Genomic DNA, 13,079 nt, shown 5'->3' on the forward strand with positions numbered 1-13,079 from the left:
AAAGCAGCATCACAAAACCGGGACTTGTTCCCGGTTTTTTTTATAGGCTTTCAAGATGTCTTCAATACTGTCGTTTATCCCTCTGTTGCTGTCGATCGCGCTGTACACCAGCCTCGTCAAGCTCGCGGCCTTCCTCTACAAGCGCGCGCTCCTGAGTTGGCGCGATGCCTGCATCTTCAGCCTGATTTTGTTGATGGTGCTGGGCGCCGGCACGCTGCTCAACCGCTTGTCGGGCAATGCGATTCCGCTGGTGGTGTCGATCGCCGCCGGCATGGTGATCCAGGTCGGCATCGGCGCGTGGTACCTGGCCCCGCGTGCGCGTACGGCCGGTGGTGAGCCGCTTGCTGCGAAGGGCGCTGCCATGCTGGCGTTGATCGCATATGGTCTGATCGCGATCCTTGGCGTACTAGCCGGCGTTGCGGTCGCTGCGTTGCGCGGTTGAGTGTTGTGGCTGCAGCAGAATCTTATCCGGCCAAGGAATACCTACGAACGACGTGAAGGTATTTTTTTGACGTAAATCCAGATCGCCACATAGCACAACAATTCGGTGGCAATCATCAGCGCAATTACGCCTTGGTTAGCGATATCTGGGGTTTCGCCAATATTCATCATCATGAAAACTGAACCTGCCGTGAATGTAACTATTAATCCAATGAAAAATGAAGGAATTTTCGACACGTCAGATTTTATCGCCTTGACAATTAAGTTATCCAAATCACGCAGGTATCTCATGTTTTCCTCCGAGAATGACGTAGCAATTATTTGACGGTGCCTGCTTGGTCAGTGACTGGATCAAAATGATTTCACCCGGCCGTCGTTACATGATGGCCGCTACGTTCGGGTAAGTACTTGTAGAACCTCAAGAAATAGTTGATTGCAGTCACTTTTCTTGGGGCGAAGGTATAGCCTCATCGAGTGAGGCGATAGATCAAGAGTGCGGTGGGGGCGCAGGTGGGGCGAGGCCTGAGATCGCCGATATTCAAGTCTGCCGGCACAGACGGCCGGTTGCTCTTTATCATGCCGTAGCCGCTGACCGGCTTGGATTTTGGCGTGGGCAGCTTGGTACCCAGAACCCGCATTTCCAAGCGTATCCCGTTCATGATGCATTCAACTTTGGCACCTTCCTGGATGCCAAAGGTTTCCCTTATTTCCGCAGGGATGGTGATCGTGCCGTCGCTGTTGACTACTGTCGATATCTCCATAGCGTCCTCCCGAAGAATTTGACCATGGTAGCACTCAGTTTGTCGGCACAGTTTGATCTTTAGCGCGTGAGGCGGTAAAGCAGGATCGCAGTGCGGATGGTGGCGCGTTCGATGGAGGCGATTTCCAGATCCTCGTCCGGCGAATGCGAGCCGGTGCCGGTGACGCCCAGGCCGTCCAGGCTGTCGATCAGCGGGGCCACGAACTGCACGTCGCCGGTGCCGCGCTGGCCTGGCGGCGGTGCTGGGCGCCGGCACGCTGCTCAACCGCTTGTCGGGCAATGCGATTCCGCTGGTGGTGTCGATCGCCGCCGGCATGGTGATCCAGATCGGCATTGGTGCGTGGTACCTGGCCCCGCGTGCGCGCACGGCTGGCGGCGAGCCGTTGGCAGCGAAAGGCGCCGCCATGCTGGCGCTGATTGCCTATGGATTGATCGCCGCACTTGGCCTGCTGGCCGCCTTGGCGATGGGCGCACTGGTCGGCTGAAGTCGGAGGTCAGGCGTAACCTGCATGCGCAAGGGTTCGATTAACGCTGCTCCCTGAGCGTGTAAACCGGCTTCTCGGATTCCGCATTCTCCACCATCGCAAGCAGGCGCTGAAGTTTCGTGCGTTCGGTCTCATCTTTTGCGGATGACACCAGGTTGCGCAGGATGGCGACATGCGCCGCCTGCAGCGCCTGTGCAGCGGGCACGGCGATGTCCGGTTTTACTCCGACATGCTCCCAGCTGGTTTTGGTGATGGGATTTATAGCTCGCCCGAATGGAATCGCCACCACGATGCCGTGCCCCACGCTGAAAGGGCTTACGGTATTGGCGCCGCCGCCGGTGGTCTCGCCGACCAACGTCCCGCGCTTCTGAGTCTGGAAGTCATAGGCGCATTCCTCCCCGGCGGAAAACGTGCGGGCCGATGTCAGCACGTAAACGGGCTTGTCGTAACGCTGGGCGACCGTCGCCACGGTCCAGGACTGCCACGTCGTATTGGTCGAGCGATCGTAGAGGTCGTTCAGGTGCCGCAAGTCACCAAGCGGGAAGAAATGACTCATCAAATAAGCCACGCTGGCCGGGCTCCCGCCGCCGTTGCGGCGCAGGTCGAGGATCAGCGCATCCGTTCCCACCATGAGAGACATCGCTGCCGTGTAGGCCGGGCCGACGAATTCCGTAAGTCCAAAGCCGCGCAGCTCGATGTAGCCAACATTGCCGGGAAGGCGTTCGATCTTCTCGATGCCATAGCCTCGCCGCTCGACCTGGTCGCGCGCTTCATCCATCTCGACTCGGGTGGGTACGTAGGTGTCGCTGCGCTCACGAAAACGTTCGTCAAGCCTGGCGCCGAAATGCAAGTCGCCGCTGAATTCGCGCAAGTCCTTCTCCAACGCAGCACTGAACGCCTGCGCACTGGTGGCGGAGGCATAGCCTCCTTCGGTATTTTTCCTGGCGATCGCACGGCCGACCCGTTCAGCCACTGCTGGCTCGATGTAAATCGCGTTCATTTTCGCCACCAGTGTCTGCACGATCACAGCGCGACTGGATGCGTTCAAGGGGGCGTCCTCCGCCGCGAACGCGGGAACCGACAACAGAATACTTAGTACCACGCTTGCGATAAACTTCTTCTTACCCGACATACCTGACTCCAGTTGAACTACTCATTGATTGATAGCTATGTGAAAAAATGCGCGTGACGCAGCCCTGGGAGCACTATCGAATCGAGGCTCCGTGCGCATGGCTGCATCATGCCGGGTCAGTGTTGAACGCGCATGGAAAACCCCGAGGTGCGAAAGCTTTCACCATAATCGATAGCCGGACTGTGGCCTAGCTCAATGCGCCGACCCGTGCATACCCTGCGACTAGCCGGTTCGAGCTTGAGGTAATTGGCTCGCGAGCATGGGCAACTTTGCGCTACGGCCCAGTTTAATCATTAGCGCGTGAGGCGGTACAGCAGGATCGCCGTGCGGATGGTGGCGCGTTCGATGGAGGCGATTTCCAGATCCTCGTCCGGCGAATGCGAGCCGCTGCCGGTGGCGCCCAGCCCGTCCAGGCTGTCGATCAGCGGGGCTACGAACTGCACGTCGCCGGCGCCGCGCTGGCCTGGCGGCAGGGCGGGGATCTCGCCCAGGCCGGCGTCGCTGCTGGCTTGCGAGTAGGTCTTCAACACCGCCAGGTTGCCGGCCGTCGGCGACATCGGCGGATACGATTCGTGGAAGCTGATGCTGGCGCTGGTGCCCGGCAGGTTCTGCGCGACGATGGCCTTCATCTTCGCGTGCGCGCGGTCGCGCTGTTCGTAGCTCAGGTAGCGCAGGTCGCCGTGGACCGTTGCGGTACGCGCGATCACATTGCCTTTGCCGGCGGCTTGTCCCTTCGAACCGGTGGCGTCGACGCTGGCGTCGGTGCCGCCCAATATCAATCCCGGGCTGAAGGTCAGGTCGGGCTCGATCACCTGCTGGCGGAAGCTGTCGACGATGCGCGCCGCTTCGTACACGGCGCCATAGCCTGCGCTCTCGGTGAAGATGCCGCTGGAGTGGCCTTGCTTGCCTTTGACTTCCAGATCCCACGACGACGAGGCGCGGCGGCCGATGGTGCCGGTGTCCTTGCCTTGCTTGTCTCGCACCGTGGCCTCGAAGGCCAGCGCGATGTCGCTGCGCTTGGCGGCTGCGACCATGTCGGCGCGGGAGATATCGACCGGGTCGCCGGCGTTTTCCTCGTCGCCGCTGAAGATCACGGTGATGGTGGTGTTATCCAGCGCACCCACGCGCTGCAAGGCGCGCAGTGCCTCGACGATGATGACGTCGCCGCCCTTCATGTCGTTGACGCCCTGGCCGCGCACGCGGGCGCCATCGCGCTTCCACAGCTGCACCGGGCTGTCTTTTTCAAACACGGTATCCAGATGGCCGATCAGCAGCAGGCGCTTGCCTTGCTTGCCTTCGCGCGTGGCGAGCAGATGGCCGGCGCGCTTGACGGCGGGCGGCATGTCGATCCAGCGGGTGCTGAAACCCAGCTGGTCGAACTGCTCGCGAAACAGCTTGCCCACTTCGCGCACACCCTCGTGGTTCATGGTGCCGCTGTTGATGTTCACCGAGCGCTCCAGCAACTGCAAGCCTTGTTCCGAATGGGCCTTGACCTCGTCGACGATTTTCTGCTCTACCGGCGACAGCGCCGCGGCGCCTGCGGTACTCATTGCCATCACCAGTGCTGCGAACGCGAACGGTTTCAATGCCATGTGGACTCCTGTGGGTGTTCTGAATTCTGCCTACTTAAGCGTAGGTAGGTAACGGTTGAACTTCCTGCTCGACCTTGGCGCCAATCTCTTGTTCGGCTTTGCGCAATTCGTAAGCGATTTGAAGGTGAAGCCAAAACTCTGGCGTGGTATTGAAGTAGCGCGCAAGACGCAGAGCCGTTTCCGGCGTAACCCCTCGCTCGCCCTTGGCGATTTCATTTACTCTGGTTGCGGTTAAGCCCAATGCGCTAGCCAATGCGTTTGGGGTCATGTCCATAGGAATGAGATACTCTTCCCTCAAGATCTCACCGGGGTGGATCGGGCGCATCCGATTCGTAAACATCATGTACTCCTAGTGGTAGTCGGTAATTTCAACATCTTCTGGGCCGGTGGTGGTCCAGCGAAAGCAAACCCTCCATTGATCGTTAATCCGAATACTGTGTTGCCCTGTTCGATTGCCGCGCAATTGCTCCAGTCGGTTTCCGGGTGGTGATTTCAAGTCCCCGAGTAGAACTGCAGATTCCAGCATTTGAAGTTTTCGCTGAGCCGCCATTTCAATGTTGGCAAATCTGGCAACCCTTATACCTTGATAGAGGTCTTGGGTGTCTTGGCAGGCAAAAGTTCGAATCATGATAATCCGCTTCCTTGGGTGATTGCCTTTATCGTATATCGCTTATCGATAAACGGCAAGCGGCCGTTTGCTACGATTTGTAAGTCATCCCACGGAACGTCGCGTGTCTCAAGCCTGAGCCGACGCCGGCAATCCGAAGATGCGGTCGAAGGCGAGGCTGAACAGGAAGGTGTAAAACATAAAGAATAACACCAGGCCCAAGTCCAGCACAAAAGCGTCCCACAGCGAGATATCCAGCCACCACGCGAACAGCGGCACCAGGATCACCACCAGGCCGCCCTCAAAGCCCAATGCGTGCGCGGCGCGGCGCGCCCAGCTGCGGCCACGCTTGGCCTGACGCGCCTCCCACGCTTCGAACACGCTGTTGTAGGCGAAGTTCCAGACCACCGCGACCAGCGACGAGGCGACGGCGGCCACGCTGGCATGGCCGGCGTCATGGCCCATCAGCAGTACCAGCACGCTGCTGGTCAAACCCACGGCGATCAATTCAAATAACGATACGTAGACGACTTTGCGTTTTAATCCTTGCATGTTGTTTCCTCCTTAGTACGATGCGACCATGGTAATAGCAATTTTCTGATTGAAAAAGTCGACAGCTATCAGTTTTTCTGACAGCATGAGGCCATGGCCTTCTCCAGCGATAACATCGCCATCTTTCTCGCCGTGCTGGATCACGGTTCTTTTTCCGCAGCGGCGCGGGCGCTGGGGCGGGTGCCGTCGGCCGTCAGCATGGCGATCGCCAACCTGGAGGCGGAACTCGATCTGCAGTTGTTCGACCGCAGCTCGCGCGAGGTGCGGCCCACCGAGTCGGCGCGCGCGCTGGAGGCGGAGGCGCGGCAGATGGCCGGCCAGTTGCGCCGCCTGCAGGCGCACGCGCTGTCGCTGCATCAGGGCCTGGAGCGGCGCCTGACGCTGGCCATCGCACCGGAGCTGCTGTCGGCGCCGTGGAGCGATCCGCTGGCGCGGCTGGCGGAGGAGTTCCCGTCGCTGGAAGTGGATGTGGTGTCGGCCCCGCAGAACGATGCGCTGCGCATGCTGCACGACGGCGCGGCGCAACTGGCGCTGATCTACGAGCGGCCGCAGATCGACCAGCGCGAGAGCTTCCAGGAGCTGGGCAGCGAGGTGCTGGTGGCGGTGATCTCGCCGCAGCATCCGCAGGCGCGCGAGCGCAACGGCCAGTTCCGGCTGGAGGATCTGGTCGACATGCGGCAGGTCGCCATCGTCAGCCGCGATGCGCGGATCGAGGATGAGCGGGTGCTCATCTCGCGCAAGCTGTGGCGCACCGACACCCACCTGGCAACACTGAGCCTGGTGCGCGCCGGTGTCGGCTGGGCCTATCTGCCGCGCCGGCTGGCCGCGCCGCTGCTCGATTCCGGCGAGCTGCTGGGCATAGGCTTCGCCCACATGAGCAACCAGGTGCGCCTGTGGGTGGACGTGGTGTGGCTCAACGACAGGCCGCTGGGCCTGGGTGCGCAGCGCCTGATCGCGCTGATGAAGGACATCGCCGGCCTGGAGGCGCGGCCGGTGGAGACTTAGCTCAGACTTAATGTCCGTGCCGCTGCGCGTGGGAAGCTGGTATATTCGCTGTGCAGATTTTTTCATAAAGGATAACCATGCTTCGCCTGAAACTCGCTGTCGCTGCCGCCGCCTTGCTGGCCGGCGCCGCTTTCGCCTCGCCCACCGCGCCGAAAAACGGCGCCGAGTACACCACCCTGAAGACGCCGCAGCCGGTGCTCGCCGACGGCAAGAAGGTGGAGGTGATCGAGTTCTTCATGTACCACTGCCCGGCGTGCTACGCGCTGGAGCCGGCCATGCTGGCGTGGGTGAAGAAGCAGGGCGACAAGATCGTGTTCCGCCGCATCCACCTGCCGCTGACGGGCGAGAACGATCCGGAAGCGCATATGTTCCTGACGCTGGAGGCGATGAAGCTGGAAGAGTCGCTGCACGCCAAGCTGCTGACCACCTGGCACGTCGAGCGCCGCCGCTTGAAGAGCGATGCGGACAACCTCGATTGGGCAGTCAAGAACGGCGTCGACAAGGATAAATACCTGGCCACGTACAACTCGTTCTCGGTCATCACCAAGCTGAAAAACGCCGGCCGCGTGGCGGGCACGTATGAAGTCAACAGCACGCCGACGCTGATCGTCAACGGCCGCTACCTGACCAACCCTTCGATGGTGGACGCCAGCAATCCAGGCATCCCGCGCCAGCAGCTGGACCAGGCGACCTTGCAGGTGCTGGACGCGCTGGTGGCGATGTCGCACAAATAAGATGGGAGCCAGCGCCGAGTTTGTGAGCTGGATGCGCGAGCAGTTCGCGCCGCTCGGCGCGGCCGTGTCGGACTCGGTGTTCTTCGGCGGCCGCGATTTCAGATATCACGGCCAGCAGTTTGCGTGGGTGATCGGCAGCACGCTGTACCTGCGCGTCGACGACGGCACGCGTGCCGAGTTCGAGGCCGAGGGCGCGGCGCCGTTTTCCTACGAAACCAAAAAGGGGACGGTGCTGGTCCGCAAATTCTATACGGCGCCCGAGTTCCTGCTGGACGATCCCGAGCAGATGCTGGTCTGGGCGCGCAAGGCGATAGACGCGGCCGGCCGCGCTGGTTAGCGCGGCATCAGCAGCTCAGTTGATGACTTGCTTGACGACTTAGTTGACGGTGAAGCGCGTCGGGATTTCGATGCCGCCGGTACGCGCGGCTTCGGCGTAGGCTTGCATTTCCTGGATGACGGCGTCGAGTTGTTCTTGGCCGGGGTTGGCCTGGAAGCTCTTGATACGCTCGTTCATGAGCGTTACTTGCCTGCTCCAGTCCAGTCGATTCGTTTTGCTCATGTGTGCTCCGTGGGTAAAAAAACAGTATAGAGCAAATGACAAAAATGCACAGCTTCTAACGCAGCACGGCGCGGAAGAACAGGTCCAGCCCCTGGGTGGCGCGGGCGCGCAGCTCGTCGACCGACGGCTGCTTATCGGACGGGAACAGCATGCGCACCATGGTGTCGCCCATGATGCAGGTGATCATGTGCACGGCCAGCGTTTCCAGCGGAATTTCCGGACGCAGCTGGGCGCGGATGTCGGGGCGGGCGAAAAAGCGCATCAGCTCCTCGCGGGTGCGCAGCGGGCCGGCCTTGTAAAAGGTTTCGGCCAGCTCCGGCGTGGTGCGCGCCTCGGCCACCACCATGCGGTGCAGGCTGGCGAAGGAGGGCGCCGTCACCAATTCCAGGAAGCGCAAAGCGAAATCCTCCATCACTTCCCTCAACGGCCGCAGGTCGGCTTCCATATCGGTCATGCCGGCGAAGAAGCGCGCGCGGCCGGTGGTGATCACGGCATTCAGCAGCCCTGCCTTGCCGCCAAACTTGACATAGATCGTGCGCACGGCCACGTGGGCTTCGCGGGCGATCATCTCCAGACTGACCTTGCTATAACCCTTTTCCAGGAATAGCTGGGCTGCCGTGTGCAGCAGCGCCTGTTGACGGGCTTCCTTGTCTGCCGCGCGCGGGCGGCCAGCCGCCTTGCCGAAGCAGGGCGAATCAGGGGCGTAGCTGGCGGCATCCCCGGGGCAATCCGGTTCGTCCAGTGCGAGGTTGGCGGATATCTTCATGGGCTGACATGTTAATGGATGCCGCCATCGTAGTCCAAAATAAAATGAAATGCAATCGTTTCATTTCTTGACTTTGCCGAAAATCGGGCCAATAATGCACTTCTCCCATTTCATTTTATTTGGAGCTGCACATGTCCACCCAGCACACCCAAGAACAAAAAGTGCTCAGCGCCGTTCCCGCTGCCCAGCCTGCGGCGCCCGCCGCCGCTGCGCCGGCAGGCCCGGCCAAGTCCAACCGCCGCGTCCTGGTGATCGCCGCCGTCATCGCGCTGGCCGCGCTGGCCGCCGGTGGCCGCATGTGGTATCGCAGCCATTATTTCGTCGAGACGGAAAACGCCTATGTGGCCGGCCACGTGCATCCGGTATCGGCCCGTATCGCCGGCGTCGTCACCAAGGTGTTCATCGACGATAACCAGATCGTCAAGGAAGGCGATGTCATCGCCGAACTGGATCCGTTCGACCAGCACGTCAAGGTAGAGCAGATCCAGGCGCAGATCGCCACCGCCGAGCAGCAAGTGGCGCAGTCGGACGCGCAGATCGCCCAGACCCAGGCCCAGGCCAGCGCCGCCGCCGCCCAGGTGGCGCAGTCGGAAGCGCAGCTGGTGCGCGCCAAGCAGGACGCCGAACGTTATGGCCAGCTGTATAACAGCCAGATGAAAGCCGTCTCGAAAGCGGAACTGGACGCCGCCGTCGCCGGCCGCGCCAGCGCCGTGGCCGACCTGGCCGCCCGCAAGGACAGCGCCGCCGCCGCCAAGGCCCAGATCAGCGCCGCCCACTCGGCGCGCGACGTGCTCAAGGCGCAGGTGAACGTGCTGCGCGTGCAGCTGAAAGACGCGCAGCAGCAGCTGGCGTACAACCGCATCCTGGCGCCAGTCGGCGGCCGTATCGGCAAGCGCACCATCGAGGTGGGCCAGCGCGTGACGGCCGGCCAGCAGCTGACCGCCATCGTGCAGGAAAACGTCTGGCTGACCGCCAACTTCAAGGAAACCCAGCTGGCTGACCTGAAGCCGGGCCAGGAAGTCAAAGTCTCCATCGATGCGATCCCGGGCCGTGAACTGATCGGCAAAGTAGACAGCTTCGCGCCAGCCTCCGGCGCCCAGTTCGCGCTGCTGCCGGCCGATAACGCCACCGGCAACTTCACCAAGATCGTCCAGCGCGTGCCGGTCAAGATCACCTTCAAGCCGGAAGACGTGAAGGCCCTGAGCGGCCGCCTGGTGCCGGGCATGTCGGCGATCGCCGAAGTCGCGGTGAACCAATCCGAAGCCAAAGCCGCGCACTAAGGAGCCCTGTCATGGCTAGCACCACAATCGATACGCCGGCCGGCGGCGTGGGGAAACCTGCGCTCGCGCCGATCATGCCGAGCGAGAAGGTCTCCGGCCGCACCTGGATGGCGGTGGCCGCCGGCATGCTGGGCGCCTTCATGGCGGTGCTCGACATCCAGATCACCAACTCGTCGCTGAAGGACATCCTCGGCACGCTGTCCGCCACGCAGGAAGAGGGCTCGTGGATCGCCACCGCCTACCTGGTGGCCGAGATCATCGTCATTCCGATGACCGGGCTGTTGACCCGCGTGTTCGGCATGCGCGCCTACATGATGGGCACCACCGCGCTGTTCCTGTGCTTCTCCACGCTGTGCGGCTTCGCATGGAACCTGCCGAGCATGATCGTGTTCCGCATGCTGCAGGGCTTTACCGGCGGCGCGCTGATCCCGATGGCGATGACGCTGGTGATGGCCAAGCTGCCCCCATCGAAGCGCGCCACCGGCATGGCCATCTTCGGCCTGACCGCCACGCTGGCGCCTTCGATGGGCCCGACCTTCGGCGGCTATCTGAGCGAGCTGTATGGCTGGCCGTCTATCTTCTACATCAACTGGGTACCGGGCCTGCTGCTGATCGGCGGCATCGCGCTGGGCCTGGACAAGGAGAAGGCCCAACCAAGCCTGCTGCTCAACGCCGACTGGCTGGGCATCGGCCTCATGGCCATGGGCCTGGGCAGCCTGACCATCTTCCTGGAAGAGGGCAACAGCAAGGACTGGTTCGATTCCTCGTTCATCATCACCTTCGCGGCGATGGCCATCGTTGGCCTGCTGGGCTGGGCGGTGACGGGTGCGATGCGCAAGCAGCCCTTCGTCAACCTGGCGCTGTACGGCCAGCGCAACTTCTTCGCCGCCACCGCGCTGTCGATGGCGATGGGCATGGGCCTGTATGGCTCGTCGTTCCTGCTGCCGCTGTACCTGGGCCAGATCGCCGGCTACTCGCCGATGCAGATCGGTGAAGTCATCATGTGGGCCGGCTTGCCGCAGCTGTTCATCATGCCGTTCGTGGCCAAGCTGTCGTCCAAGATCGACAACCGCATCCTGTGCAGCTTCGGCCTGCTGCTGTTCGGCGGCTCCTGCCTGATGAACGCCTACATGGACGCCACCACCGGCTACGACCAGCTGCTGTTGTCGCAAGTGGTGCGGGCCCTGGGCCAGCCGTTCGTGATGCTGACCTTGTCGAACTTCGCGATGAACGGCATCTCGCCGAAAGATATGCCGTCGGCTTCGAGCCTGATCAACATGACCCGTAACCTGGGCGGTTCGATCGGTATCGCGTTGCTGGCTACCGCGCTGACGTCGCGTGAGCATTTCCATTCGCAGCGCATCGGCGAATCCGTTACCGGCTTTGCGGCCGCTACCCAGGAACGCCTGGCGGCATTGACGCAGTCGTTCATGAGCAAGGGCTTCGACGCCACCAGCGCTTCGGACATGGCGCTCAAGGCGGTCGACGGCATCGTGCGGCGCGAGGCGTATGTGATGGCCTACAACGACGGCTTCTTCCTGGTCGCGGCGGTGCTGTTCGGCTGCATCGGCGTGCTGTGGTTCTCGGACAAGGTCAAAGCCCCTTCGGCTGGCGGTGGCGGCGGCGCGCACTAAGCGTCGTTTCAATCTAATTTTAAGTGAGGTAACACCATGTTGAATTCAGCTTTGAAGCGCCTGACGCTCGCTGTTTCCGTAACGCTGGCCGTGACGGGTTGCGCCACCGTCGGCAGCGATTTCTCCGCACCGAAGAACGTCGCCGACGCTTCGTTCCGCCACCTGCCGCAAGCCGGGACCAACGCGGCACACCTGCCTGCGCAATGGTGGACCGTGTTTAACGACGACACCCTGAACCGCCTGGAGCAAACCGCGCTGCGCGATAACCCAAGCATCAAGGCTGCCGCGCAGCGGCTGGTGGTGGCGCTGGAACAGGCCGGCGTGTCGCGCGCCAGCCAGCAGCCGTCGCTGAGCGTCAGCACTTCGGTGTCGAACTCGCGCACCTCGGCCGAGACCTCGCAAGGCCTGGCGCTGGGCGGTCGTTCGATCAAGGGCAACAACTACACGGTAGGCGCGTCGCTGTCGTATGAAGTCGATCTGCTGGGCCGCGTGCGCCGCCTGGTCGAAGCTTCCGACGCGCAGGCGCTGGCGGCCGAAGCCGACCGCGATGGCGTGCTGCTGCTGTTGTCGTCGCAAGTGGCGACCACCTATTGGCAGCTGCGTGGCCTGGACGCCGAGATGGCTATCCTTAACGGCGCGCTCGACACCCGCCGCGAAACCGAAGAACTGGTCACGGCGCGCTTCAACGCCGGCCTGTCGAATGAGCTGGACGTCTCGCGTGCCCGCATCGAACGCGCCAACGCCCAGGCCGACCTGCATGAAGTGCAGCGTCAGCGCAATCTGCTGGAGCACAGCCTGGCGACGCTGACCGGCGCTTCGCCGTCGGCAATGCTGACCGCGCCGAAGGCCAACGCCGCCGTGCTGCCACAGCCGCCGGCGATCCCGGTCGGCCTGCCTGCCAGCTTGCTGGCGCAGCGTCCGGACCTGGCGGGCAGCGTGGCCAACCTGCGGTCGGCCAACGCGCAGATCGGCGTGGCCGAAGGCGCGTTCTATCCTTCGCTGACGCTGACCAGCAATTTCGGCTACGCGTCGGAAAGCCTGCGTGAACTGGGCAAGGGCGGTTCGCGCCAGTTCAGCGTTGGTCCTTTGGCGCTGTCGCTGCCGATCTTCGACGGTGGCCGCAACAAGGCCAATCTGGCTATCTCCAAGGCGCGCTATGAAGAGGCGATCGCCAACCACGAGAGCAAGCTGCTGACGGCGCTGCGCGAAGTGGAAGACGCGTTGTCCGACGTGCAGGAACGCCAGCTGCAAGGCGAGGCGCAGTCGGTCTCGCAAGTGGCGGCCGCACGCGGCTACCTGGTGGCGCGCGCGCGTTACGAGCGTGGCGTGTCGACTTATCTGGACGTGACCGACGCGCAGCGTAGCTCGCTGGCGGCCGACCGCGCCGCGGTGCAGATCAACACGCAGCGCCTGTTGGCTGCGGTGTCGGTGGCGCGTGCGTTGGGCGCGGGTTGGCAGCCGTCGGCGCAACTGGCGTCGGTGGCGCAGAACGGCGCCATTAAGCCGTTGGCGCAGCAATAAATTAGTCCCCC

The 13,079-nt window shown here is 62.4% G+C and carries 18 protein-coding genes; 8 read left to right on the forward strand and 10 right to left on the reverse strand.

Features of this window, described 5'->3' with window-relative positions:
* The first annotated feature begins 55 nt into the window (after positions 1–55).
* Positions 56–442, forward strand: coding sequence for a hypothetical protein (locus DUGA2_RS10455; protein ID WP_070269238.1), 387 nt, complete (start codon positions 56–58; stop codon positions 440–442).
* 41 nt (positions 443–483) lie between these two features.
* On the opposite strand, the gene DUGA2_RS33415 is transcribed toward DUGA2_RS10455, so the two are convergent.
* The 3 genes from DUGA2_RS33415 to DUGA2_RS33425 form a co-directional block, all read right to left on the reverse strand.
* A complete protein-coding gene (locus DUGA2_RS33415; protein ID WP_141753230.1) occupies positions 484–732 on the reverse strand; it encodes a hypothetical protein in 249 nt (82 codons plus the stop codon).
* Positions 733–908: 176 nt separating this feature from the next.
* Positions 909–1,202, reverse strand: coding sequence for an AbrB/MazE/SpoVT family DNA-binding domain-containing protein (locus tag DUGA2_RS33420; protein WP_070269239.1), 294 nt, complete (start codon positions 1,200–1,202; stop codon positions 909–911).
* A 59-nt stretch (positions 1,203–1,261) separates the two neighbouring features.
* On the reverse strand, positions 1,262–1,411 hold the full coding sequence (locus DUGA2_RS33425) for a hypothetical protein (protein ID WP_229214660.1): 150 nt from the start codon (positions 1,409–1,411) through the stop codon (positions 1,262–1,264).
* A gap of 29 nt (positions 1,412–1,440) precedes the next feature.
* Between DUGA2_RS33425 and DUGA2_RS10465 the strand changes: the two genes are divergently transcribed.
* Entirely contained in the window at positions 1,441–1,686 is a 246-nt protein-coding gene (locus tag DUGA2_RS10465; protein ID WP_229214661.1) for a hypothetical protein, read from the forward strand.
* A gap of 40 nt (positions 1,687–1,726) precedes the next feature.
* Here DUGA2_RS10465 and DUGA2_RS10470 read toward each other — a convergent pair whose 3' ends face one another.
* The 5 genes from DUGA2_RS10470 to DUGA2_RS10485 form a co-directional block, all read right to left on the reverse strand.
* Entirely contained in the window at positions 1,727–2,818 is a 1,092-nt protein-coding gene (locus tag DUGA2_RS10470) for a S41 family peptidase (RefSeq protein ID WP_083296280.1), read from the reverse strand.
* 293 nt (positions 2,819–3,111) lie between these two features.
* Complete coding sequence (locus DUGA2_RS10475) at positions 3,112–4,410, reverse strand: M20/M25/M40 family metallo-hydrolase (protein WP_070269240.1); 1,299 nt, start codon at positions 4,408–4,410, stop codon at positions 3,112–3,114.
* 34 nt (positions 4,411–4,444) lie between these two features.
* Positions 4,445–4,753, reverse strand: a complete 309-nt coding sequence (locus tag DUGA2_RS10480) for a HigA family addiction module antitoxin (protein ID WP_083296281.1) — start codon at positions 4,751–4,753, stop codon at positions 4,445–4,447.
* 6 nt (positions 4,754–4,759) lie between these two features.
* On the reverse strand, positions 4,760–5,038 hold the full coding sequence (locus DUGA2_RS32580; protein ID WP_071658893.1) for a type II toxin-antitoxin system RelE/ParE family toxin: 279 nt from the start codon (positions 5,036–5,038) through the stop codon (positions 4,760–4,762).
* 108 nt (positions 5,039–5,146) lie between these two features.
* Positions 5,147–5,569, reverse strand: a complete 423-nt coding sequence (locus tag DUGA2_RS10485) for a PACE efflux transporter (protein ID WP_070269241.1) — start codon at positions 5,567–5,569, stop codon at positions 5,147–5,149.
* Between the two features lie 93 nt (positions 5,570–5,662).
* On the opposite strand from DUGA2_RS10485, the gene DUGA2_RS10490 reads away from it, so the two are divergent.
* The 3 genes from DUGA2_RS10490 to DUGA2_RS10500 all read left to right on the forward strand — a co-directional run bounded on the left by DUGA2_RS10490 (position 5,663) and on the right by DUGA2_RS10500 (position 7,645).
* Entirely contained in the window at positions 5,663–6,574 is a 912-nt protein-coding gene (locus DUGA2_RS10490) for a LysR family transcriptional regulator (protein WP_008451557.1), read from the forward strand.
* A gap of 77 nt (positions 6,575–6,651) precedes the next feature.
* Positions 6,652–7,308: a thiol:disulfide interchange protein DsbA/DsbL gene (locus tag DUGA2_RS10495; RefSeq protein WP_070269242.1), complete on the forward strand. Its 657-nt coding sequence runs from the start codon at positions 6,652–6,654 to the stop codon at positions 7,306–7,308.
* A gap of 1 nt (position 7,309) precedes the next feature.
* Positions 7,310–7,645, forward strand: a complete 336-nt coding sequence (locus DUGA2_RS10500; protein WP_043481333.1) for a TfoX/Sxy family protein — start codon at positions 7,310–7,312, stop codon at positions 7,643–7,645.
* A gap of 39 nt (positions 7,646–7,684) precedes the next feature.
* Here the strand turns inward: DUGA2_RS10500 and DUGA2_RS33430 are convergent, their stop codons facing one another.
* Entirely contained in the window at positions 7,685–7,867 is a 183-nt protein-coding gene (locus tag DUGA2_RS33430; protein WP_008451551.1) for a hypothetical protein, read from the reverse strand.
* 55 nt (positions 7,868–7,922) lie between these two features.
* Entirely contained in the window at positions 7,923–8,633 is a 711-nt protein-coding gene (locus DUGA2_RS10505; protein WP_070269243.1) for a TetR/AcrR family transcriptional regulator, read from the reverse strand.
* A 131-nt stretch (positions 8,634–8,764) separates the two neighbouring features.
* Here DUGA2_RS10505 and DUGA2_RS10510 point away from each other — a divergent pair, with 131 nt between their 5' ends.
* The 3 genes from DUGA2_RS10510 to DUGA2_RS10520 are packed head-to-tail and all read left to right on the forward strand — an operon-like array spanning position 8,765 to position 13,068.
* Positions 8,765–9,913 carry an HlyD family secretion protein gene (locus tag DUGA2_RS10510; protein WP_070269244.1) on the forward strand — a complete coding sequence of 383 codons (1,149 nt, stop codon included), beginning with the start codon at positions 8,765–8,767 and terminating at the stop codon, positions 9,911–9,913.
* An 11-nt stretch (positions 9,914–9,924) separates the two neighbouring features.
* Positions 9,925–11,547, forward strand: a complete 1,623-nt coding sequence (locus tag DUGA2_RS10515) for a DHA2 family efflux MFS transporter permease subunit (RefSeq protein ID WP_070269245.1) — start codon at positions 9,925–9,927, stop codon at positions 11,545–11,547.
* Between the two features lie 36 nt (positions 11,548–11,583).
* Positions 11,584–13,068, forward strand: coding sequence for an efflux transporter outer membrane subunit (locus tag DUGA2_RS10520; RefSeq protein WP_070269246.1), 1,485 nt, complete (start codon positions 11,584–11,586; stop codon positions 13,066–13,068).
* Positions 13,069–13,079 lie beyond the last annotated feature (11 nt).

This window comes from Duganella sp. HH101 (genome assembly GCF_001758795.1).
GTDB lineage: Bacteria > Pseudomonadota > Gammaproteobacteria > Burkholderiales > Burkholderiaceae_D > Rugamonas > Rugamonas rivuli.